This window comes from Pseudomonas baltica, assembly GCF_031880315.1.
Classification (GTDB): Bacteria; Pseudomonadota; Gammaproteobacteria; order Pseudomonadales; family Pseudomonadaceae; genus Aquipseudomonas.
This window is the reverse complement of record NZ_CP134771.1, coordinates 1,116,822-1,140,085: the sequence shown is the minus strand read 5'-3', so window position 1 is coordinate 1,140,085 and position 23,264 is coordinate 1,116,822. Positions and strand designations below refer to the sequence as shown.

The following is a 23,264-nucleotide window of genomic DNA, read 5'->3' as shown; positions in this document are numbered from 1 at the left end:
ACAGCAGGAGTTACATGTTCGGGTAGGTCGGCCCGCCAGCGCCTTCCGGGGCGACCCAGGTGATGTTCTGCGAAGGGTCCTTGATGTCACAGGTCTTGCAGTGCACGCAGTTCTGGGCGTTGATCTGGAAGCGCTTCTCGCCGTCTTCCTGAGTGATCACCTCGTACACACCGGCCGGGCAGTAGCGCTGCGCGGGCTCGTCGTACAGCGGCAGGTTGGTGCCGATGGGGATGCTCGGGTCCTTGAGCTTGAGGTGGCAGGGTTGTTCCTCTTCGTGGTTGGTGCTGGAGAGGAATACCGAGCTGAGCTTGTCGAAGCTGAGCTTGCCATCGGGCTTGGGGTAGGCGATTTTCTGCGAATCGGCGGCGAGCTTGAGGCAGGCATAATCCGGCTTGGTATCGTGCAAGGTGAAAGGCAGCTTGCCGCCGAACCAGTTCTGGTCGATGTAGTTGAATGCCGCGCCGACCACGGTGCCGTACTTGTGCATCGCTGGGCCGAAGTTGCGGCTCGCAAACAGCTCTTCATGCAGCCAGCTGGCCTTGAAGCCCTCGACGTACGCGGTCAGAACATCACCGCCTTCACCCCCGGCCAGCAGCGCATCGGCCACCGCTTCGGCGGCGAGCATGCCGGACTTCATCGCGGTATGGCTGCCCTTGATCTTGGCACCGTTCATGGTGCCCAGGTCGCAACCGATCAGTGCGCCGCCCTTGAAGACCATCTTCGGCAGCGAATTGAGCCCGCCCTTGGCCAGCGCCCGGGCGCCGTAACTGATGCGCTTGCCGCCTTCCAGATATTGGGCAATCACCGGGTGATGCTTGTAGCGCTGGAATTCGTCGAACGGCGACAGGTATGGATTGCTGTAAGACAGATCGACGATCAGCCCGACCACCACCTGGTTGTTCTCCAGGTGATAGAGGAACGAGCCGCCTTGGTTGGCGTTGTCCAGCGGCCATCCGGCGGTATGCACTACCAGGCCTTGCTCGTGCCTGGCTGGGTCGACTTCCCAGATTTCCTTGAGGCCGATGCCGTAATGCTGCACGTCGGACTCGCTGTCGAGCTGGTAGCGGGCGATCAGCTGCTTGCCGATGTGACCGCGGCAGCCCTCGGCGAACAGCGTGTACTTGCCGCGCAGCTCCATGCCTGGGGTGTAGAGGCCTTCCTTGGGATGGCCTTCACGGTCGACGCCGAGGTCGCCAGTGATGATCCCGCGTACCACGCCGTTTTCGTCTATCAGCGCTTCCTGAGCGGCGAAGCCAGGGTAGATCTCTACGCCCAGATTCTCGGCTTGCTGGGCCAGCCAGCGGCACAGATTGCCCAGGGAGATGATGTAGTTGCCGTGGTTGTGCATGGTCTTGGGCACGAACAGGTCAGGGACCTTGATGGAGCCCTTGGCATCGCGCAGTACGTAGATATCGTCGCGTTTTACCGGAGTATTGAGCGGCGCGCCGAGTTCCTTCCAGTCCGGGAACAGCTCATTGAGCGCGCGGGGCTCGAACACCGCGCCGGAGAGGATATGGGCACCGACCTCAGAGCCTTTTTCGACCACACAGACGCTCAGCTCCTGGCCGGCCTCGTTGGCTCGCTGCTTCAGGCGGCAGGCGGCAGACAGGCCGGACGGGCCAGCGCCGACGACGACCACGTCGAACTCCATAAATTCGCGTTCCACGGATATCTCCTGTTCAAGGCTCATCGGTTTTTCTAATTAGAGGGGGCTAGCTGTCATCAACCTCCGCTGTAGCGCGGGTAATGATGGACTACACAGCAGGCTTTCCAGGTTGCGCATTATATCTACACCACCGGGGAGGTCCAATACAAACGTTTGTTTGAATTTATCCATCCCCCGGATAATCGGGGTGCGGCAGGCGTGACTGGCCGGTTTCGCTGGTTGACCCTATGGTGCGATGCGGTCAAGATACGGACGGTTTACGTTTGCCCGCAGGTGAACGTTGTGCATCAGGGCTTCTCTAAAAACCAGGCCTCGCCACGCGGTTGCCGCCCACGCAGGCCAGCTGCGCCGTGTGTAGTGAAGTTTACACACCGCGACAGCCAGTGACTCGCGGCTTTTCGCCGCTTGTCATCGAAAGGGTGAGCAAAAAGCTGAATTCGTATTGGCTGCCAACGTTTTAAAGGTGCCTTGTGCCTATGAACACTCGCCCGGCACTGCCCCGGGCGATTTCCCTACACCGGAGAGTAACGAGGAATCCATGAAGGTTCTTGTAGCTGTCAAACGAGTGGTCGACTATAACGTCAAGGTCCGCGTCAAAGCGGACAACTCCGGCGTCGATCTTGCGAACGTCAAGATGTCGATGAACCCTTTCTGCGAAATCGCCGTTGAAGAAGCGGTGCGCTTGAAAGAGAAAGGCGTGGCCAGCGAAATCGTCGTGGTCACCGTTGGCCCGGCCACTGCCCAGGAGCAATTGCGCACCGCGCTCGCGCTGGGTGCCGACCGTGCCATCCTGATCGAGCACGCCGAAGAGCTCACCTCCCTGGGCGTCGCCAAGCTGCTGAAGGCCGTCGTCGACAAGGAGCAGCCACAACTGGTCATCCTCGGCAAGCAGTCGATCGACAGCGACAACAACCAGACGGGCCAGATGCTTGCCGCACTCAGCGGTTATGCCCAAGGCACCTTCGCGTCCAAGGTCGAAATCAACGGTGACAAGGTCAACGTCACTCGTGAAGTGGACGATGGTCTGCAGACCGTTGCCCTGAACCTGCCGGCGATCGTCACCACCGACCTGCGCCTCAACGAGCCACGCTACGCTTCCTTGCCCAACATCATGAAGGCCAAGAAGAAGCCCCTGGAGACGTACACGCCAGAGGCTCTGGGTGTATCCGTTGCCTCCACCGTGAAGACCCTCAAGGTCGAAGCGCCTGCCGTACGCAGCGCGGGTATCAAGGTCAAGTCGGTGGCCGAGCTGGTCGAGAAACTCAAAAACGAAGCGAAGGTGATCTGACATGACCATCCTGGTAATCGCTGATTACGTAACTGAAGGTCAGGCCCATACCGGCGTCGCTCCTTCGACTCTGAACACCGTAGCCGCCGCGCAGAAGATCGGTGGCGACATCCACGTGCTGGTCGCCGGCACCGGCGTCGCTGCTGTGGCCGAAGCCGCTGCAAAAATCGCCGGCGTGAGCAAGGTGCTGGTTGCGGACAACGCCGTCTACGCCCACCAGTTGCCGGAAAACGTCGCGCCGCTGATCGTCGAACTGGCTTCCGGCTACAGCCACGTGCTGGCCGCCGCGACCGCCAACGGCAAGAACATCTTGCCGCGCGTCGCTGCTCAGCTGGACGTCGACCAGATCTCCGAGATCGTTTCGGTTGAATCGCCCGACACCTTCAAGCGTCCGATCTATGCCGGTAACGCCATTGCCACCGTGCAATCGAGCGCGGCCATCAAGGTTATCACCGTCCGCGCCACCGGCTTCGACGCCGTGGCCGCTGAAGGGGGGTCGGCTGCCTTGGAGTCGGTCGGCGCTGCACACGATGCGGGCAAATCCTCCTTTGTCGGTGAAGAGCTGGCCAAGTCCGATCGTCCCGAGCTGACAGCAGCGAGCATCGTGGTTTCTGGCGGCCGCGGCATGCAGAACGGCGACAACTTCAAGCACCTCTACAGCCTGGCCGACAAGCTCGGCGCTGCCGTCGGTGCTTCCCGCGCTGCCGTCGATGCCGGCTTCGTGCCCAACGACATGCAGGTCGGTCAGACCGGCAAGATCGTCGCGCCACAGCTGTACATCGCCGTCGGTATCTCCGGCGCGATCCAGCACCTGGCGGGTATGAAGGACTCCAAAGTGATCGTCGCGATCAACAAGGACGAAGAAGCGCCGATCTTCCAGGTCGCCGATTATGGCCTGGTAGCGGATCTGTTCGAGGCAGTACCCGAGTTGGAGAAGCTGGTTTAATCCAGCGGCTTCACTTATAAAGAGCCCGGTCATTGCGGGCTGTCCTGTAGGGGGCAGCCCGAGTGGCCGGGCTTTTTTGGTTTTCGCTCAAAGGAAGTTTTTGTGAGAGTTCACCCGTTTTACCTGCTGCTTGGCGCCCTTGCGCTGGGCGGCTGCGCCAGTGCTCCGGCGCCCGTCGAGCAAATGCGCCTGGCTGATCAGGCGCTGGACCAGGCCCGAGCGGTCGGCGCCACCGAGGATACTGCCGAGTTCAAGCTTGCGCTCGAGAAAATGACTCAGGCGCGCAGTGATATGGCCGACGGGGCGTTCAAGGCTGCGCGTCTGCAAGCGGAACAAGCCGAGCTCGATGCTCGCGTCGCCGAAGCCAAAGTGCTGACGCAAAAGAGCCAGGATCAACTAGCGGCCAGCAATGTCCGTATCGACCGCCTGCGCAAGCAGTTGCAGGAGGGGAAATGATTTTGAAGTCTTTGCAGATGGCTGCGCCGATGATGACTGCCTGCCTGTTGGCCCTGTCTGGTTGTGCGGTATCTTCCTCGCCCGAGGGCGCTTTGCAGCAAGCCGGTGACCGCTATCAGGCCATACAGGCCGATGCCAATGCGCAGCGTCTGGCGCCGAAGGATGTTGCCCGTGCCGAAGACTCACTCAAGCGCGCCCAGCGCCTGTCCGCGTACTGGGGGTCAGGCAGTGATGTGGCGCACTATGCTTACCTGAGCGAGCGCTACAGCGAGATTGCTCGCCTGCATACGGTACTGGAGTTGAATCAGGAGCGTTTGGCCAAGCTCGAGCTGGATCGTCAGCGTCTGCAATCGGCGTTGCGTGAATCGCGGTTGGCCAGTGTGCGTCAGCAGGATCAGTGGGTCGAAGACCAGATCATGAGCCTGACCACCACCGATGCCGATCGCGGCGTGGTATTGACCCTCGGCGACGTACTGTTCGATAGCGGTGAGGCTGAACTGCAGCCCTCTGCCAACCGCACCCTCTTGAAGCTGGTGCAGTACCTGCAGGCCAACTTGAAACGTACCATTCGTATCGAGGGCTATACCGACAACACCGGGGAAAAGAGCTTCAATCTTAGTCTGTCCCGAGATCGCGCGCAGGCGGTGGCGGACATGCTGGTGGACTTGGGCATCGATGAAAAACGCATCGAGGTCCAGGGGTATGGCGATCAATATCCTGTCGAGGCCAATGCGTCGGAGCGGGGAAGGGCGTTGAACCGACGGGTCGAAGTTGTATTCTCCGATAATCAGGGAGTGCTCGGGGAAGCGCGATAAGTGCTGCATCGACAATGGCGCTGCTGGATTGAATATCTGGCAGCGCCGCTGTTTTTTATATAAATTTTAAATCGCCTTGTTCAATCGGGTGATCGCGCGTTCGTACATGCGATTGCGGCGATGGCCCTTGCCGTAACCGCCGCAGGCTGCGACCGTACCTGATTGAATATGATCGAGATACTTGAATAGTCGCCGGGCCGAAATTTCCGCTATGGAATAGCCTGAAGCTGTCATTCGATCTTGTAGGGTATAGCCCGGAACTTGTTCGTCCATGCAGAAATGCAGGCCATGTTGTTTGATTGCCTTGCTGTTCCATAACGTGCAAAAACTTTTCAGATGTATTTCCTTCCATGGCTTGGGGATTCGCCCTGGAACACCCAGCGCCTGCAGCATTCGCCGATAATGGTGTTTGCAATAACGAGAACAGAAGCGCCAAGAGGTGCGCAGCAGGCCGCGATCCAGCTGCTCGACGCAGCCAACCGCCGCGACCTTCGGGTCCTGGGTGCAGAGATCAAGCATCAGCTTGAACACCTGATCATCGAAAATGAAGGTGTCGGTGTGCATCAGCAGAATATAGTCGGTGTCGATGCGCTCCAGGATCATGTCCAAGGCCTTGCCATGTGCGATGTGCCCTAGCTCTCCTTCAGGCTGTACGCGCTCGATCAGATTGATCCACGGCAGACTGCGCAGGTAGGCGGTGCTTTCATCCGCCGAGTTGTTATCCACCACCCATACGGGAACATTTGTATTGACCAGATGCTTTTGCAGAAGCTCCAGGCAGGTTTTAGTCATTTCGCATGTTTTGTAGTTTACAAGTGCAATGCTGAACGTCGCTTTAGATGATGACGGTTGCACATAGGTATTCATAGGGCGCCCTGTAACGGCTGTATTACAGTGTTATTGCAAAGATAACTCCATATTCACATCGCTCGCCGCTACCCGTTCGGGCTCCGTGGCTTTGACATACTTCTCTGAAGCGTTGGAGCGTGTCGACAAAACTGATTCGATATCAAAGATGTCAGGTGTGCATGCAGGAATATCGGGTTAACTATCATTCGGCGAACGTGAAAAATTTGTCATGTGGCGGTTGGAAATTTGTACCTGAAATGTAACGGAATGTTAATTTGAGAGTGCCTGAGCAGATGTTTCAAGATTATTTCAATAGTTAAATAATTAGTACTACCTGTTCCGGTGGAGCTTGCCATCACGATAGAATCCTACTCGTGCGATCAATGTGGGGTGTACCTTTGCATTCAGATTGTGTTGCCCCAACGTGCTGCATCCGACCTATCAGATGCACAATGAAATAATTAGGCCTTCAGGGGACGTGGTGCAGCTAGAACACCGCGTGACGAAAGCTACTGTGCAGGGGTGGTTCAACCGCAGTATTGGGGAGGGTACCCAGGCGATCCTTTGGGACGTACAGATCGACGCTGTTATAGGTGGGGAGGCGTATTCGGACAACGTGCGCTTTACCGTGTCGCTTTTCTGAGCGGGTAAGCGGATGCTTCGAGCGATGTGCTACGTAGTCGCTGGCGCATTCGCTCCATTCGAAAACTGTGCCCGTACACTTCGCAACTGTAGTGGTAGGATAGCGCCAGCCAGTGTACGGAGCGCGGCCCCATGACCAGTCTTTTGCTTTATCAGCGTATCGCCCAGCAGTTGGCCGAAGATATTCGCCGTGGCGTGTATCGACCCGGGGAGCGGGTGCCGTCCGTGCGCAAAATGAGCGCGCAGCTCAGCGTCAGCCATGCCACAGTGCTGCAGGCCTATGCCAACCTCGAAGATCAGGGGTTGATCCGCGCGCGGCCGCAATCTGGCTATTACGTGCACCAGACGCCGGCGCTGACCGCCACCACCCCGGACATCGCCAGGGTCGAGCGCCCTGGCCTGGTGACCCGCAGCAGCATCATCCAGCAAGTGCTGGACGAGTCGCGTCGCGAAGGGGTTTTTCCCTTGGGCGCTGCGGTGCCCCATGTCGATTATCTGCCCGTGCGTGCGCTGCACCAGCAAATTGCCAAGGTCACTCGGTTCCAGAGTCCGCGGGCCTTCAGTTACATGTTCAGTCCCGGCTTCGAACCGTTGCGTCGGCAGATTGCCATCCGCATGCGCGATGCCGGTGTGGTGGTCGACCCCGCAGACATTGTCATCACCCACGGCTGTGTCGATGCGCTGCAGATGGCCTTGCGGGTGCTCACTCGTCCGGGCGACCTGATCGCCGCTGAGTCACCAACCTATTACGGGCTTTTGCAGTTGGCCGACCTGCTGGGTTTGAAGGTTATCGAGATTCCCAGTGATCCGGCCAACGGCATCAGCATCGAGGCTTTGCAGCTGGCGGCCAACCAGTGGTCGATCAAGGCCCTCGTGCTGACCCCACGGCTGAGTAATCCCTTGGGCGGCGCCATGCCTGAGGAGCGTCAGAAGCAACTGTTACGGCTGGCATCGGATTTTGATATTCAGATCGTCGAGGATGATATCTACGGCGAGCTGATGTTCGAGCAGGGGCGTTACAAGGCGCTCAAGTCCTACGACCGACTGGGCCACGTGATCTATTGTTCGAGCTTTTCCAAGACGCTCTCGCCAGGGGTGCGGATCGGTTGGATGATTGCGGGCAAGTATCAGGCCGAGGTCCAGCGCCTGCAAACGTTCAGCACCCATTCGGCGTGCAGCGTGACGCAGATGGGCATTGCCAGTTATCTGGAGAACGGTGGCTACGACCGGCATCTGCGCTTCATTCGCCAAGAGTATCGCAAGAATCTCAGCGCCTATCAGTTGGCGGTGCAGCAGTTCTTTCCGGAGGGCACGCAGATGACCCGTCCAGTGGGCGGGTTCATTCTTTGGGTCAGCCTGCCGGGTCGGGTGAACACCCAGGAGTTGCACGTCCGGGCGCTGGAGCAGGGCATCAGTATTGCGCCGGGGTTGATCTTCAGTAATACCGAGCAGTTCAACCACTGCATTCGCCTCAATTGCGGTATCCCGTGGAACCGCGAAGCGGAGCGGGCGCTGATGACGCTGGGGATGTTGGCCAGCCAATTGTGTCAGGAAGTTGCGTCGGGCAGTTTTCTCTAGGTTTGCGCGCGAGTGGCTCTTGCCAGTCGCGAGCGGAACGGGGAGCATAGAGTTTTCTCGGCATTTGCTGGGCTGCCTCATGAACCTACTGAAGAATTTCCGTTGTGTGTTTCTGAGCTTGGCGCTTCTTGCGCCCGTCACGCTTGCCGCTGGGCCATCCAGCCCTGCGCCGGCGGCGGAAAAATCGCCGGCTTCAACCAGCTCCTCTCCTGCCAGCAAACCCAGCGCAAAGGCCGGGTCCGCAAAGTCAGCCGCCAAGGCTTCCACGCAAGCGAAGAAAACGCCTGCCAGCAAGGTGGCGCGCAAGGGCAAGGCGCGCAAGGACTCCGATGTGCTGGCGACACCCGTGCCCGCCGCCCAGTTGGATCTGACGCTGCCCAAGGCGATGGTCGACAAGCTCGAGCCGCCCGCCAAGGAGGCCCAGAAGCCCTCTACGGGCAATCCCATACTCCCGCAGATGTTCGCCGAGAAGAAGCCCGATACTGATGACTTCCAGCTTAACGGCCGCATCTTGAACAACGAAATGGGCCTGCCGATGATTCGCAACGAAGGCCGTCGCGACATCGAAGGCGCCGCCCTCGACTTCAAGTTCAGGCAATAAATTGAAACGGCCCGAACGCGAAATTTTCGTGGGCGCAATTTCAAACGTCCGTTTTAGCGGTTACTATCGCGGCTGTTCGACCCCTTTCTGCCTGAGGTGACTGTCATCATGAAGTGTCGTGAAGGCTGCGGTGCCTGCTGCATCGCGCCATCCATCAGTTCGCCTATACCTGGAATGCCCGATGGCAAGCCTGCGGGCGTGCGCTGCGTGCAATTGTCCGCAGCCAATCTGTGCGCGATTTTCGGCCAGGCTGCGCGGCCAGCGGTGTGCGGGCAGTTCGATGCCGATATCGAGGTATGCGGCACCAGTAACGCTGAGGCAATGCGCTTGCTGACCTGGATGGAAGCAGTGACGGCGGCTTGAGTGGGGAGGGTGTTCGTTTCGCGAGATCTTCGACAATAAGGAAAACAAGATGGGATCAAAGCTTCGAATGACAGCGGTACTGGGTGTTTCGATGTTGCTGGCGGGCGTCGCTTGCGCCGAGGACTGGCAGGTGGCGAAGGATCAGGACGGCATTCAGGTGGCGCTCAGCGATATTGCTGGTTCCAAATACAAGGCCTATCGCGGCACGACCTTGATCAAGGCGCCGTTGGCCAAGGTTCGTGCGCTACAGGAAGACGCCGCCGGGGCCTGTGCCTGGATTCATGAATGCAAGCAGCAAAAACTGCTCAAGCATGAAGGCGATGATGCCTGGACCTACACCCAATTCAATACGCCGATCATGGTCACGCCACGGGACTCGGTGCTCAAGGTCACCACCGCTGTGAGTGCCGACGGTACGGTAACGCGCAAGCTACAGGGGGTGCCCACCTATATCCCTGAAGAGCCGGGCTTTGTGCGTGTCACCCAGGTGGAGGGCTACTGGAGGCTCACCCCCAAAAGTGCAGACAGCACCGAGGTAACCTACCAGGTGCATACCGAGCCGGGAGGAAGTGTACCGTCGTGGGTGGCGAACAAATTTGTCGTCGATGCGCCCTTCGAGACGCTTAAGTCACTAAAGGCACTGGCGGAAAAACCCTGACGGTACAGTTGCTGGTCATGTCGGCTCGTTCAGCAACTGTGACATACGACAGACAATAAAAAAGGCTGCCATCGAGGCAGCCTTTTTCGTTCAGGCGGGAAGTCTTACGCGCGATCTTCCAACTTGACTACATCGCGTGAAGGCTTGCCGGTGTACAGCTGGCGCGGGCGGCCGATCTTGTACGGGCTGGAGAGCATTTCTTTCCAGTGCGAAATCCAGCCGACCGTGCGTGCCAGGGCGAAGATCACCGTGAACATGCTGGTCGGAATGCCGATCGCCTTGAGAATGATGCCCGAGTAGAAGTCCACGTTCGGATACAGCGAGCGCTCGATGAAGTAGGGGTCGGTCAGGGCGATCTCTTCCAGGCGCATGGCCAGTTCGAGTTGCGGATCGTTCTGAATGCCCAATTCCTTCAAAACCTCATCGCAGGTCTGTTTCATGACCGTGGCGCGAGGGTCGCGGTTTTTGTACACGCGATGGCCGAAGCCCATCAGCTTGAACGGATCGTTCTTGTCCTTGGCCTTGGCGATGAACGTGTCGATGTTGGAAACATCGCCGATCTCATCGAGCATGGTCAGCACTGCCTCGTTGGCACCGCCGTGGGCGGGGCCCCAGAGCGCGGCGATACCGGCGGCGATACAGGCGAACGGGTTGGCACCCGAAGACCCCGCCAGGCGCACGGTAGAGGTCGAGGCGTTCTGTTCGTGGTCGGCATGGAGGATGAAGATCTTGTCCATGGCCTTGGCCAGCACCGGGCTGATCGGTTTGATCTCGCACGGGGTATTGAACATCATGTGCAGGAAGTTCTCCGCGTACGTCAGGTCGTTACGCGGGTACATCATGGGTTGGCCCATGGAGTACTTGTAAACCATGGCTGCCAGGGTCGGCATCTTGGCCACCAGGCGTACGGCAGAAATCTCGCGGTGCTGCGGATTATTGATGTCCAGCGAGTCGTGATAGAACGCCGACAGCGCACCGACCACGCCGCACATCACCGCCATCGGGTGAGCGTCACGACGGAAGCCGTTGAAGAAGGTCTTGAGCTGCTCGTGCACCATGGTGTGATTCTTCACGGTGCTGACGAACTTGGCTTTCTGTTCAGCGGTTGGCAGTTCACCGTTGAGCAGCAGGTAGCAGGTTTCGAGGTAGTCGGACTGTTCGGCCAACTGTTCGATGGGGTAGCCGCGGTGCAGCAGGACGCCTTTATCGCCGTCGATGTAGGTGATCTGCGACTCGCACGAAGCGGTCGACATGAAGCCTGGGTCGAAAGTGAACAGGCCCGAGGCCGTAAGCGACCGGACATCGATGACTTCTGGACCCACGGTGCCGGTTAAAATCGGCAGTTCGACGGGGGCTGCGCCCTCGATGATCAACTGCGCTTTTTTGTCAGCCATGTGGCCTCCTATTAATGCTTGGTATCATCAGACAGAACCCCCCACGCAGGGCCCGCACCACTATAGTGTGATAAATCCTAAAGTCAATTTGCTTGAAATACGCCTTTAGGAGCCTTGCAATATGACTTTTTCTTCGAACTTAAGCCCCATTTACGCCTTTTGTCGGTTCAATGCAATGCGCTATTCGGGGGAGGCCAGTGCGTTGTCATTAGTAGCCTAACTGTCTATACTCGGCAGCCGACCGCCTCGGGCTTTTTTGCCCATTCCGAGGGCGATCACTTCCTGGGTGGTGCGTACCTGACCAGTACACTTTCCCTACAACTTGCCCTGCTTGCTAGGGGCTCTTCAGTGTGAAAAAAAGCCGTGAATAGCCAACGACCTGTAAACCTAGACCTAAGGACCATCAAACTCCCGATCACTGGCGTTACGTCATTCCTTCATCGTGTTACCGGGATCATCCTCTTCGTCGGCCTCGCCATCATGCTCTACGCATTGGCCAAGTCGCTGGGGTCGGAAGACGGTTTCAACGATGTGAAAGCGTACCTGACCAGCCCGCTTGTGAAGCTGGTGATCTGGGCTCTGCTGTCCGCGCTGCTGTATCACATGGTGGCCGGTATACGCCATTTGCTCATGGATTCGGGTATCGGCGAGACGCTGGAAGGCGGCCGACTGGGCTCGAAAATCGTTATCGCCATCTCCGTGGTGCTAATCGTTCTGGCAGGAGTCTGGATATGGTAACCAACGTCACGAACCTCTCTCGTTCGGGCCTCTATGACTGGATGGCACAGCGTGTGTCTGCGGTCGTTCTCGCGGCTTATTTCCTGTTTCTGATCGTATGGGTCATTGCCCACCCTGGTCTGCAGTACGACCAGTGGCATGCTCTGTTCGCCCACAACGCAATGCGCATCTTCAGCCTGCTGGCGCTGGTAGCACTCAGTGCCCACGCCTGGGTAGGGATGTGGACGATCGCGACCGACTACCTGACGCCGATGGCGCTGGGCAAGTCCGCGACGGCAGTGCGTTTCCTCTTCCAGGTCGTATGCGGCGTTGCAATGTTCGCGTACTTCGTCTGGGGCGTGCAGATTCTTTGGGGTATCTGATCCATGGCTAACATCAACACCAATACATTCGACGCCATCATCATCGGTGGCGGCGGCGCAGGCATGCGTGCTGCGCTGCAGCTGGCTCAGGGCGGTCACAAGACTGCCGTAGTCACCAAGGTCTTCCCGACCCGTTCGCACACTGTATCTGCCCAGGGCGGCATCACCTGTGCCATCGCTTCGGCCGATCCGAACGATGACTGGCGCTGGCACATGTACGATACCGTCAAGGGTTCCGACTATATCGGTGACCAGGACGCTATCGAATACATGTGTTCCGTAGGTCCGGAGGCAGTGTTCGAACTCGAGCACATGGGCCTGCCGTTCTCTCGCACCGAGCAGGGTCGCATCTATCAGCGTCCGTTCGGTGGTCAATCCAAGGACTTCGGTAAGGGTGGCCAGGCTGCCCGTACGTGCGCCGCCGCTGACCGTACTGGCCATGCGCTGCTGCACACCTTGTACCAAGCCAACCTCAAGGCTGGCACTGTATTCCTCAACGAATACTACGCAGTGGATCTGGTCAAGAATCAGGATGGCGCCATCGTAGGTGTCATCGCCATCTGCATCGAAACCGGTGAAACCACCTACATCCGCGCCAATGCAACTGTGCTGGCGACCGGCGGCGCGGGCCGTATCTACTCGTCGACCACCAACGCTCTGATCAATACCGGTGACGGTATCGGCATGGCCTTGCGTGCTGGCGTGCCGGTGCAGGACATTGAAATGTGGCAGTTCCACCCAACCGGCATCGCTGGCGCAGGTGTACTGGTCACAGAGGGTTGCCGCGGCGAAGGTGGTTATCTGATCAACAAGCACGGCGAGCGTTTCATGGAGCGCTATGCTCCGAACGCGAAAGACCTTGCGGGTCGTGACGTGGTTGCGCGTTCCATGGTCAAGGAAATCATCGCCGGCAACGGTTGTGGTCCTGACGGTGATCACGTGATGCTCAAGCTCGATCACCTGGGTGAAGAAGTCCTGCATAGCCGTCTGCCAGGTATCATGGAGCTGTCCAAGACCTTCGCACACGTGGATCCGGCCGTTGCGCCGATCCCGGTCGTGCCGACCTGCCACTACATGATGGGCGGCGTCGCCACCAACATTCATGGCCAGGCCATCACTCAGGATGCCAATGGCGTCGACACCATTATCCCGGGCCTGTTCGCCGTCGGTGAAGTGGCTTGTGTGTCGGTTCACGGTGCCAACCGTCTGGGCGGCAACTCGCTGCTCGATCTGGTGGTCTTCGGTCGTGCGGCGGGTCTGCACCTGGAGAAGGCGCTCAACGAAGGTATCGACTACCGTCGTGCCAGCGAAACCGATATCGACGTCGCTCTGGCGCGCCTCAACAGCCTGAACGAGCGTACCACTGGCGAAGACGTCGCCAGCCTGCGCAAAGAACTGCAAACCTGCATGCAGAACTACTTCGGGGTGTTCCGCACTGGCGAATTCATGCAGAAAGGCATCGCTCAGCTGGCCGGCCTGCGTGAGCGCATTGCCAACGTCAAGATCAACGACAAGAGCCAGGGTTTCAACACTGCTCGAATCGAAGCCCTTGAGCTGCAGAACCTGCTGGAAGTCGCTGAAGCTACCGCGATTGCCGCAGAGCATCGCACCGAGTCCCGCGGCGCGCACGCCCGTGAAGACTACGAAGATCGTGACGACGAAAACTGGCTGTGCCACACCCTGTACTTCCCGGGTGAGAAGCGCGTAGCCAAGCGTGCCGTGAACTTCTCGCCGAAAACCGTTCCGACCTTCGAACCGAAGATCCGGACCTACTAAGGGTGGCCGCCATGTTGAAAGTCAGCGTTTATCGTTACAACCCGGACCAGGACAGTGCGCCGTCCATGCAGGACTTCCAGATCGACACCGGTGGCAAGGATGTCATGGTGCTGGACGTGCTGGCCCTGATCAAAGAGCAGGACGAAGGTTTCTCCTATCGTCGCTCTTGCCGCGAAGGTGTTTGCGGTTCGGATGGCATGAACATCAACGGCAAGAACGGCCTGGCGTGCATCACGCCGCTGTCCGCTGTCGTAAAGGGTAACAAGTTGGTGATCCGTCCATTGCCAGGTTTGCCGGTTATCCGTGACCTGGTCGTCGATATGAGCATCTTCTATAAGCAATACGAAAAGGTGAAGCCTTTCCTGCAGAACGACACGCCGGCTCCGGCCATCGAGCGTCTGCAGACGCCGGAAGAGCGCGAGAAGCTGGACGGTCTGTACGAGTGCATCCTGTGCGCTTGCTGCTCGACGTCCTGCCCGTCCTTCTGGTGGAACCCGGACAAGTTCCTGGGTCCTGCTGCACTGCTGCAAGCCTATCGTTTCCTGGCTGACAGCCGTGACACCAAGACCAGCGAGCGCCTGGCTTCACTTGATGATCCGTTCAGCGTATTCCGCTGCCGCGGCATCATGAACTGCGTGAACGTGTGCCCCAAAGGGTTGAACCCCACCAAGGCCATTGGTCACGTTCGCAACATGCTGCTCTCGAGCGGCGTGTAACAAAGATTCAAGAAGTGTTGCACCCGTAAGCCGCTGCAGTGCAGGTATGAGACCTGCGCTGCAGTGATAACCAAAGCGGCATCCCACAAGGTTGCAGCTTTTACTTTTGAAGTATTGAGACCAGCAGGGGCATCCGGGCTGGTACCCGGACTATCTGCGAGATCCTCGGTAGCTTGACCAGTCCGCGCCAATGGGACTTTTCGGGCACGCCGCGACATCTTGCCGATGGAGTCCCCTTACCGAGGGTGACCAAGCATGCAAGAAAGCGTGATGCAGCGCATGTGGAACAGCGCCCACCTTTCAGGTGGTAACGCTGCCTATGTGGAAGAGCTCTATGAGCTTTACCTGCACGACCCTAACGCTGTGCCAGAAGAATGGCGCACCTACTTTCAGAAGCTGCCTTCCGAGGGCAGTTCTGCCACCGATGTCTCGCACTCGACAATTCGCGACCATTTCGTGCTGCTGGCAAAGAACCAGCGCCGCGCTCAACCGGTCTCCGCCGGTAGCGTGAGCAGCGAGCACGAGAAGAAGCAAGTTGGCGTGCTGCGATTGATTCAGGCCTTCCGCATGCGCGGCCATCAAGCGGCCCAGCTGGACCCGCTGGGGCTCTGGCAGCGTCCGGTGCCGGCAGACCTGTCAATCAACCAGTACGGCATGACCAATGCCGATCTGGATACGACCTTCCGTGCCGGCGACCTGTTCATCGGCAAGGAGGAGGCGAGCCTACGCGAAATTCTCGAGGCTTTGCAGCAGACATATTGCCGCACCATCGGCTCCGAGTTCACCCACATCACCGATTCCGAGCAGCGCAGCTGGTTCCAGCAGCGTCTGGAGAGTGTGCGTGGGCGTCCGGTGTTCTCTGCCGAGATCAAGGGCCACGTCCTTGAGCGCGTCACGGCGGCGGAAGGTCTGGAAAAATATCTGGGTACCAAATACCCGGGCACCAAGCGCTTCGGCCTGGAAGGCGGCGAGAGCCTGATTCCGATGCTTGACGAGATGATCCAGCGTTCCGGCTCCTACGGCACCAAGGAAATCGTCATTGGCATGGCCCACCGCGGTCGTCTGAACGTGCTGGTCAACACCTTTGGCAAGAACCCGCGCGAGTTGTTCGACGAGTTCGAAGGCAAGAAGAAAGTCGAGCTGGGCTCCGGCGACGTCAAGTATCACCAGGGCTTCTCGTCCAACGTGATGACCGCAGGCGGCGAAGTTCACCTGGCCATGGCGTTCAACCCGTCCCACCTGGAAATCGTCTCGCCGGTGGTTGAGGGGTCGGTTCGTGCCCGTCAGGATCGTCGCAACGACAGCGTGGGCGACAAGGTCCTGCCGATCTCGATCCACGGTGACGCAGCCTTCGCCGGCCAGGGTGTGGTGCTGGAAACCTTCCAGATGTCCCAGACCCGCGGCTTCAAGACCGGCGGCACCATCCACATCGTGATCAACAACCAGGTCGGCTTCACCATCAGCAACCCGCTGGACGCGCGCTCTACCGAGTACGCCACCGACGTGGCCAAGATGATTCAAGCGCCGATCCTGCACGTCAACGGCGATGATCCGGAAGCGGTGGTGTTCGTTACCCAGCTGGCCATCGACTACCGCATGCAGTTCAAGCGCGACATCGTCATCGATCTGGTCTGCTACCGCCGTCGCGGCCACAACGAGGCCGACGAGCCTAGCGGCACTCAGCCGTTGATGTACCAGAAGATCGCCAAGCAGCCGACCACCCGCGAGCTCTACGCGCAAAGTCTGATCCAGACCGGTGCTCTGGACGAAGCCAGCGTGCAGTCGCAGATCGACGAATACCGCAACGCGCTGGACAACGGTCTGCACGTGGTGAAAAGCCTGGTCAAGGAGCCGAACAAGGAATTGTTCGTCGACTGGCGTCCGTATCTGGGTCACGCCTGGACCGCTCGTCACGACACCTCGTTCGATCTCAAGACCCTGCAAGAGCTGTCCGCCAAGCTGCTGGAAATTCCGGAAGGCTTCGTGGTTCAGCGCCAGGTTGCGAAGATCTACGAAGACCGCCAGAAAATGCAAGCTGGCGGCCTGCCGATCAACTGGGGTTACGCTGAAACCATGGCGTACGCGACCCTGGCGTTCGAAGGTCACCCGATCCGCATGACCGGCCAGGACATCGGCCGTGGCACCTTCTCGCACCGTCACGCGGTATTGCACAACCAGAAGGACGCCGGTACCTACGTCCCGCTGCAGAACCTCTTCGAAGGCCAGCCACGTTTCGATCTGTACGACTCGTTCCTGTCCGAAGAAGCGGTGCTGGCGTTCGAATACGGCTACTCCACCACTCAGCCTAACGCGCTGGTGATCTGGGAAGCCCAGTTCGGCGACTTCGCCAACGGCGCGCAAGTGGTGATCGACCAGTTCATCACCAGTGGCGAACACAAGTGGGGCCGTCTGTGTGGTCTGACCATGCTGCTGCCGCACGGTTATGAAGGGCAGGGGCCGGAACACTCCTCGGCCCGTCTGGAGCGTTATCTGCAGCTGTGCGCCGAGCACAATATCCAGGTGTGCGTACCGACCACTCCGGCACAGATCTACCATCTGCTGCGCCGCCAGGTGATTCGTCCGTTGCGCAAACCGCTGGTAGTGCTGACGCCGAAGTCGCTCCTGCGCCACAAGCTGGCAGTGTCGACCCTCGAAGATCTGGCCCACGGCTCGTTCCAGACGGTGATCCCGGAGATCGATACCCTCGATCCAGCCAAGGTCACGCGCCTGGTGCTGTGCAGCGGCAAGGTCTACTACGACCTGCTGGAAAAACGTCGCAACGAAGGTCGCGAAGATATCGCCATCGTGCGTATCGAGCAGCTGTACCCGTTCCCGGAAGACGACCTGATGGAGGCCATCGCGCCTTACACCAACCTGCAGAACGCAGTGTGGTGTCAGGAAGAGCCTATGAACCAGGGCGCCTGGTACAGCAGCCAGCATCACCTGCGTCGCAGTATCGGCAACCACGTGAAGGGGCTGGGACTCGAATATGCAGGTCGTGACGCTTCTGCTGCACCTGCCTGCGGATACGCTTCGATGCACGCCGAACAGCAGGAAAAACTGCTGAAAGACGCATTCACTGTCTAACGCCTTCGCGCTACTGAAACCGAATTTAAGGAATTACTGATAATGGCTATCGAGATCAAAGCCCCTACTTTCCCGGAATCGGTTGCCGATGGCACCGTTGCCACCTGGCACAAGAAACCGGGCGATGCAGTCAAGCGTGATGAGCTGATCGTCGACATCGAGACTGACAAGGTCGTCCTCGAAGTCCTGGCCACCGCTGACGGCGTCCTGGGCGCGATCGTCAAGAACGAAGGCGACACCGTTCTGTCCGACGAACTGCTGGCGACCATCGAAGAGGGCGGCGCTGCTGCCGCTCCGGCCGCCGCGGCTCCAGCTGTAGCGGCAACTGCCGCCGCTGCCCCTGCCGCTGGCGCAGGTGACGAAGATCCTATCGGCGCTCCGGCTGCCCGCAAACTGGCTGAAGAAAACGGCATTGCCCTGAGCAGCATCAAGGGCACTGGCAAGGACGGCCGCGTGACCAAGGAAGACGTGGTTGCCGCCATCGAAGCCAAGAAGTCCGCACCCGTTGCCGCCAAGCCGGCCGCGCCAGCCGCTGCTGCGCCGGTGGTGACCGCGCCTGGCGATCGCACCGAGAAGCGCGTGCCGATGACTCGCGTCCGTGCCACCGTTGCCCGTCGCCTGGTCGAAGCCCAGTCGAACATGGCCATGCTGACGACCTTCAACGAAGTCGACTTGACCGAAGTCATGGCGCTGCGTTCGAAGTACAAGGACCTGTTCGAGAAGTCCCACAACGGCGTACGCCTGGGCTTCATGTCGTTCTTCGTCAAGGCTGCCACCGAAGCGCTGAAACGCTTCCCGGCCGTCAACGCGTCGATCGATGGTGCAGACATCGTTTACCACGGCTATGCCGATATCGGTGTGGCCGTGTCCAGCGACCGTGGCCTGGTGGTTCCGGTACTGCGTAACGCCGAGAGCATGAGCCTGGCTGAAATCGAAGGCGGCATCGCTGCCTATGGCAAGAAAGCCCGTGACGGCAAGCTGTCGATCGACGAAATGACTGGCGGTACGTTTACCATCACCAACGGTGGTACCTTCGGTTCGATGCTGTCGACCCCGATCGTCAACCCGCCACAAGCGGCCATTCTCGGCATGCACAACATCATTCAGCGTCCGGTGGCGATCAACAATCAGGTGGTCATTCGTCCGATGATGTACCTGGCGTTGTCCTACGATCACCGTCTGATCGATGGTAAAGAAGCCGTGACCTTCCTGGTGACCATCAAGAACCTGCTGGAAGACCCAGCTCGTCTGTTGCTGGATATCTGAAACAGCAGCTGCAAGCTGTAAGCGACAAGGCTCGATCCGTTCACGGCGTGTCTTGGCTTACGGCTTGAAGCTTGAAGCTTGAAGCTAATAGGAATTTATTTATGACCCAGAAATTCGACCTGGTAGTGATTGGCGCAGGCCCTGGCGGCTACGTGGCCGCCATCAAGGCTGCGCAGCTTGGCCTCAAGACTGCCTGCATCGAGAAGTATCAGGACAAGGAGGGCAAGCTGGCCCTGGGCGGTACTTGCCTGAACGTTGGTTGCATTCCCTCCAAAGCGCTGCTGGACAGCTCCTGGAAGTTCCATGAAGCCGAGTCCGGCTTCGCCATCCATGGTATCAACCACGCTGGCGTGACCATGGACGTACCGGCCATGGTCGGTCGCAAGGCCAATATCGTCAAAGGCCTGACCTCTGGTGTTGCCACCCTGTTCAAAGCCAACGGCGTGACCACCCTGCAAGGCCATGGCAAGCTGCTGGCCGGCAAGAAAGTCGAAGTCACCGGTGTCGACGGCACTGTTGAAGTGATCGAGGCCGATAACGTGATCCTGGCTTCCGGTTCGCGTCCGATCGATATTCCACCGGCTCCGGTCGACCAGAACGTTATCGTCGATTCCACCGGTGCTCTGGAATTCCAGACTGTACCTAAGCGTCTGGGCGTGATCGGCGCTGGCGTCATCGGTCTGGAACTGGGTTCGGTATGGTCGCGTCTGGGTGCTCAGGTCACCGTGCTTGAAGCGCTGGAAACCTTCCTGGTCGCCGCCGATGCCGCAGTGTCCAAGGAAGCCTACAAGACCCTGACCAAACAAGGCCTGGACATCAAGCTGGGCGCTCGCGTCACCGGCTCCAAGGTCAACGGCGAAGAAGTCGTGGTCACCTACACTGACGCCAATGGCGAGCAGACCATCACTTTCGACAAGCTGATCGTTGCCGTTGGTCGCCGTCCTGTGACCACCGAATTGCTGGCCACTGACAGCGGTGTAGACATCGACGAACGTGGTTTCATCTTCGTCGACGATTACTGTGCTACCAGCGTACCGGGCGTCTACGCCATCGGTGACGTGGTCCGCGGCATGATGCTGGCCCACAAGGCTTCTGAAGAGGGCATCATGGTCGTCGAGCGCATCAAGGGTCACAAGACCCAGATGAACTACGACCTGATTCCATCGGTCATCTACACTCACCCGGAAATCGCGTGGGTCGGCAAGACCGAACAGGCCTTGAAGGCTGAAGGCGTTGAAGTTAACGTGGGTACCTTCCCGTTCGCCGCCAGTGGTCGTGCCATGGCTGCAAACGATACCGGCGGTTTCGTCAAGGTCATCGCCGACGCCAAGACTGACCGCGTATTGGGTGTTCACGTCATTGGCCCGAGCGCTGCAGAACTGGTTCAGCAGGGTGCAATCGGCATGGAATTCGGCACCAGTGCCGAAGACCTGGGGATGATGGTGTTCTCGCACCCGACCCTGTCCGAAGCCCTGCACGAAGCGGCCTTGGCTGTGAATGGCGGCGCCATCCACATTGCCAACCGCAAAAAGCGTTAAACAATAAGAAACCACGACGCGCTGCCCGTCGTGAGCCCTGCCTGCAGGGCCCACCGCGGAATGTTCGTCGGACTCGACCTCGCAAGGTCTCGATTCAGGCCAGGTCCACGCGCCGTCGGCCGGGATAGGGCACTTGCGAGCAGCAGTCACAGGTGGTGCGGCACTTTCACAGTGCAGCGCCGAACGCGCAGTACCTAACGAAGACGGTAATAAGCATGAATCTTCACGAGTATCAGGGTAAGCAGCTGTTCGCTGAGTACGGCCTGCCAGTATCGACAGGTTACGCAGTAGACACCCCCGAAGCAGCGGCAGAAGCCTGCGACAAGATCGGTGGCACTGAATGGGTCGTCAAGGCTCAGGTCCACGCCGGTGGTCGCGGTAAAGCGGGCGGCGTCAAGCTGGTTCGCAGCAAGGAAGACGCCAAGGCTTTCGCACAGCAGTGGTTGGGCAAGCGTCTGGTGACTTACCAGACTGACGCCAACGGTCAACCCGTCACCAAGATCCTGGTCGAATCCTGCACCGACATCGCCAAAGAGCTGTACCTGGGCGCGGTTGTAGACCGTTCGAGCCGCCGTATCGTGTTCATGGCTTCCACCGAAGGTGGCGTGGACATCGAGAAGATCGCTCACGACACTCCTGAAAAGATTCTCAAGGCCACTATCGATCCACTGGTTGGCGCTCAGCCATTCCAGGGTCGTGACCTGGCGTTCCAACTGGGTCTGGAAGGCAAGCAAGTCGCCCAGTTCGCCAAGATCTTCGTCGGCCTGGCCAAGCTGTTCCAGGACCACGATCTGGCCCTGCTGGAAGTCAATCCGCTGGTGATCAAGGCTGACGGCGATCTGCATTGCCTGGACGCCAAGATCAACATCGACGCCAACGCCATGTATCGTCAGCCGAAGCTCAAGGGCTTCCACGATCCATCGCAGGACGACCCGCGCGAAGCCCACGCTGCCAAGTTCGAACTGAACTACGTTGCCCTTGAAGGCAACATCGGCTGCATGGTCAACGGTGCTGGCCTGGCCATGGGTACCATGGACATCGTCAACCTGCATGGCGGCAAGCCTGCCAACTTCCTCGACGTAGGCGGTGGTGCTACCAAAGAGCGCGTGACCGAAGCGTTCAAGATCATTCTGTCCGACACCAACGTCGCGGCCGTTCTGGTCAACATCTTCGGCGGCATCGTTCGCTGCGACATGATTGCCGAAGGCATCATTGGCGCCGTGAAAGAAGTCGGCGTGAAAATCCCGGTCGTTGTCCGTCTTGAAGGCAACAACGCTGACCTGGGCGCTAAAGTACTGGCAGAAAGCGGTCTGAACATCATCGCTGCTACCAGCCTGACCGACGCTGCTCAACAAGTCGTCAAAGCTGCGGAGGGCAAGTAATGAGCGTCCTGATCAATAAAGACACCAAAGTCATCTGCCAGGGTTTCACCGGCTCGCAAGGTACTTTCCACTCCGAACAAGCCATCGCCTACGGCACCAAGATGGTCGGCGGCGTTACCCCAGGCAAAGGCGGCACCACGCACCTGAACCTGCCGGTATTCAACACTGTTCGCGAAGCTGTGGAAAAGACCGGCGCTACTGCCAGTGTGATCTACGTACCGGCTCCGTTCTGCAAGGACTCCATCCTTGAAGCGGCGTTCGGCGGCATCAAGCTGATCATCTGCATCACTGAAGGCATTCCTACCCTGGACATGCTGGACGCGAAGGTCAAATGCGACGAGCTGGGCGTTACCCTGATCGGTCCTAACTGCCCAGGCGTGATCACGCCGGGCGAGTGCAAGATCGGCATCATGCCTGGTCACATTCACTTGCCAGGCAAGGTCGGTATCGTTTCCCGTTCCGGCACCCTGACCTATGAAGCCGTGAAGCAGACCACTGACGCCGGTTTCGGTCAGTCCACCTGTGTCGGCATCGGCGGTGACCCGATCCCGGGCTCCAACTTCATCGACATCCTGAAGCTGTTCCAGGAAGACCCGAAGACCGAAGCGATCGTCATGATCGGCGAGATCGGCGGTTCGGCTGAAGAAGAAGCGGCGGCCTACATCAAGGCTAACGTGACCAAGCCTGTGGTTTCCTACATTGCGGGTGTGACTGCTCCTCCGGGCAAGCGCATGGGCCATGCTGGCGCGATCATCTCCGGCGGCAAAGGCACTGCAGACGAGAAATTCGCTGCGCTGCAAGACGCTGGCGTGAAGACCGTGCGTTCGCTGGCCGATATCGGCAAGGCCTTGGCCGAGCTGACTGGCTGGGAAGTCAAGAAGGCCTAAGGCTGGATTGATCGCTCTGCACACAAAGGCCACCTTCGGGTGGCCTTTGTCGTTGTTGTAGGTGACAACTGCTCGATAACCAGTTATTGAAGGTAGGACGCGTCTGATTCTGGTGCGCTTTATCGGTTCTCGGCCCTTAAAAAGTGCGTTTTATGCGCATTTTCGCTACCCTAGCCGCCGCTTTGCGCGTGTTGCCCTCAAAAGGGGCTGACGTGCTCCTAAGGATTGGCCTCCATCGCGGCCGATCACATTTCCC

Annotated in this window: 20 protein-coding genes; 17 read left to right on the top strand and 3 right to left on the bottom strand. The window is 59.0% G+C overall.

Annotated elements, in window-relative coordinates; genetic code table 11:
- Window positions 1–10: 10 nt before the first annotated feature.
- Window positions 11–1,666, bottom strand: coding sequence for an electron transfer flavoprotein-ubiquinone oxidoreductase (locus tag REH34_RS05135; protein WP_226506623.1), 1,656 nt, complete (start codon window positions 1,664–1,666; stop codon window positions 11–13).
- Window positions 1,667–2,204: 538 nt separating this feature from the next.
- On the opposite strand from REH34_RS05135, the gene REH34_RS05130 reads away from it, so the two are divergent.
- The 4 genes from REH34_RS05130 to REH34_RS05115 all read left to right on the top strand — a co-directional run bounded on the left by REH34_RS05130 (window position 2,205) and on the right by REH34_RS05115 (window position 5,171).
- Entirely contained in the window at window positions 2,205–2,954 is a 750-nt protein-coding gene (locus REH34_RS05130) for an electron transfer flavoprotein subunit beta/FixA family protein (protein WP_311970977.1), read from the top strand.
- Window position 2,955: 1 nt separating this feature from the next.
- Window positions 2,956–3,900 carry an electron transfer flavoprotein subunit alpha/FixB family protein gene (locus tag REH34_RS05125; RefSeq protein WP_226506621.1) on the top strand — a complete coding sequence of 315 codons (945 nt, stop codon included), beginning with the start codon at window positions 2,956–2,958 and terminating at the stop codon, window positions 3,898–3,900.
- A gap of 102 nt (window positions 3,901–4,002) precedes the next feature.
- Entirely contained in the window at window positions 4,003–4,356 is a 354-nt protein-coding gene (locus REH34_RS05120; protein ID WP_311970976.1) for a DUF4398 domain-containing protein, read from the top strand.
- The gene (locus REH34_RS05115) at window positions 4,353–5,171 is read left to right on the top strand and encodes an OmpA family protein (protein WP_311970975.1); all 819 of its coding nucleotides are present in this window, start codon (window positions 4,353–4,355) and stop codon (window positions 5,169–5,171) included. Before REH34_RS05120 ends, REH34_RS05115 begins: the two co-directional genes overlap by 4 nt.
- A 66-nt stretch (window positions 5,172–5,237) precedes the next feature.
- Here REH34_RS05115 and REH34_RS05110 read toward each other — a convergent pair whose 3' ends face one another.
- Window positions 5,238–6,038 (bottom strand): glycosyltransferase, encoded by an 801-nt coding sequence (locus REH34_RS05110; RefSeq protein WP_226506618.1) that lies wholly within the window; start codon window positions 6,036–6,038, stop codon window positions 5,238–5,240.
- A gap of 756 nt (window positions 6,039–6,794) precedes the next feature.
- Here REH34_RS05110 and REH34_RS05105 point away from each other — a divergent pair.
- From REH34_RS05105 to REH34_RS05090, 4 genes are all read left to right on the top strand, one after another.
- A complete protein-coding gene (locus REH34_RS05105; protein WP_226506616.1) occupies window positions 6,795–8,240 on the top strand; it encodes a PLP-dependent aminotransferase family protein in 1,446 nt (481 codons plus the stop codon).
- A 79-nt stretch (window positions 8,241–8,319) separates the two neighbouring features.
- Window positions 8,320–8,841: a translation initiation factor 2 gene (locus REH34_RS05100; RefSeq protein ID WP_311970974.1), complete on the top strand. Its 522-nt coding sequence runs from the start codon at window positions 8,320–8,322 to the stop codon at window positions 8,839–8,841.
- A 108-nt stretch (window positions 8,842–8,949) separates the two neighbouring features.
- Window positions 8,950–9,204: a YkgJ family cysteine cluster protein gene (locus REH34_RS05095; protein ID WP_226506614.1), complete on the top strand. Its 255-nt coding sequence runs from the start codon at window positions 8,950–8,952 to the stop codon at window positions 9,202–9,204.
- Between the two features lie 49 nt (window positions 9,205–9,253).
- Window positions 9,254–9,862, top strand: a complete 609-nt coding sequence (locus REH34_RS05090; RefSeq protein WP_311970973.1) for an START domain-containing protein — start codon at window positions 9,254–9,256, stop codon at window positions 9,860–9,862.
- Window positions 9,863–9,966: 104 nt separating this feature from the next.
- Here the strand turns inward: REH34_RS05090 and gltA are convergent, their stop codons facing one another.
- Entirely contained in the window at window positions 9,967–11,256 is a 1,290-nt protein-coding gene (gltA, locus tag REH34_RS05085; protein WP_226506612.1) for a citrate synthase, read from the bottom strand.
- A gap of 363 nt (window positions 11,257–11,619) precedes the next feature.
- On the opposite strand from gltA, the gene sdhC reads away from it, so the two are divergent.
- From sdhC to sucD, 9 genes are all read left to right on the top strand, one after another.
- Window positions 11,620–11,994 (top strand): succinate dehydrogenase, cytochrome b556 subunit, encoded by a 375-nt coding sequence (gene sdhC / locus REH34_RS05080; protein WP_226506611.1) that lies wholly within the window; start codon window positions 11,620–11,622, stop codon window positions 11,992–11,994.
- Window positions 11,988–12,356, top strand: a complete 369-nt coding sequence (sdhD, locus tag REH34_RS05075) for a succinate dehydrogenase, hydrophobic membrane anchor protein (protein WP_226506610.1) — start codon at window positions 11,988–11,990, stop codon at window positions 12,354–12,356. Before sdhC ends, sdhD begins: the two co-directional genes overlap by 7 nt.
- Window positions 12,357–12,359: 3 nt before the next feature.
- Window positions 12,360–14,132 (top strand): succinate dehydrogenase flavoprotein subunit, encoded by a 1,773-nt coding sequence (sdhA, locus tag REH34_RS05070; RefSeq protein ID WP_226506609.1) that lies wholly within the window; start codon window positions 12,360–12,362, stop codon window positions 14,130–14,132.
- An 11-nt stretch (window positions 14,133–14,143) separates the two neighbouring features.
- Window positions 14,144–14,848, top strand: a complete 705-nt coding sequence (locus tag REH34_RS05065) for a succinate dehydrogenase iron-sulfur subunit (protein WP_226506608.1) — start codon at window positions 14,144–14,146, stop codon at window positions 14,846–14,848.
- A gap of 255 nt (window positions 14,849–15,103) precedes the next feature.
- Window positions 15,104–17,935, top strand: a complete 2,832-nt coding sequence (locus REH34_RS05060) for a 2-oxoglutarate dehydrogenase E1 component (RefSeq protein ID WP_226506607.1) — start codon at window positions 15,104–15,106, stop codon at window positions 17,933–17,935.
- A gap of 42 nt (window positions 17,936–17,977) precedes the next feature.
- A complete protein-coding gene (odhB, locus tag REH34_RS05055) occupies window positions 17,978–19,201 on the top strand; it encodes a 2-oxoglutarate dehydrogenase complex dihydrolipoyllysine-residue succinyltransferase (protein ID WP_226506606.1) in 1,224 nt (407 codons plus the stop codon).
- A 101-nt stretch (window positions 19,202–19,302) separates the two neighbouring features.
- Window positions 19,303–20,739, top strand: coding sequence for a dihydrolipoyl dehydrogenase (lpdA, locus tag REH34_RS05050; protein ID WP_226506605.1), 1,437 nt, complete (start codon window positions 19,303–19,305; stop codon window positions 20,737–20,739).
- A 215-nt stretch (window positions 20,740–20,954) separates the two neighbouring features.
- Window positions 20,955–22,121 (top strand): ADP-forming succinate--CoA ligase subunit beta, encoded by a 1,167-nt coding sequence (gene sucC, locus REH34_RS05045; RefSeq protein ID WP_226506604.1) that lies wholly within the window; start codon window positions 20,955–20,957, stop codon window positions 22,119–22,121.
- On the top strand, window positions 22,121–23,008 hold the full coding sequence (sucD, locus tag REH34_RS05040; protein ID WP_226506603.1) for a succinate--CoA ligase subunit alpha: 888 nt from the start codon (window positions 22,121–22,123) through the stop codon (window positions 23,006–23,008). The genes sucC and sucD overlap by 1 nt, the downstream gene beginning before the upstream one ends.
- The last annotated feature ends 256 nt before the right edge of the window (window positions 23,009–23,264 follow it).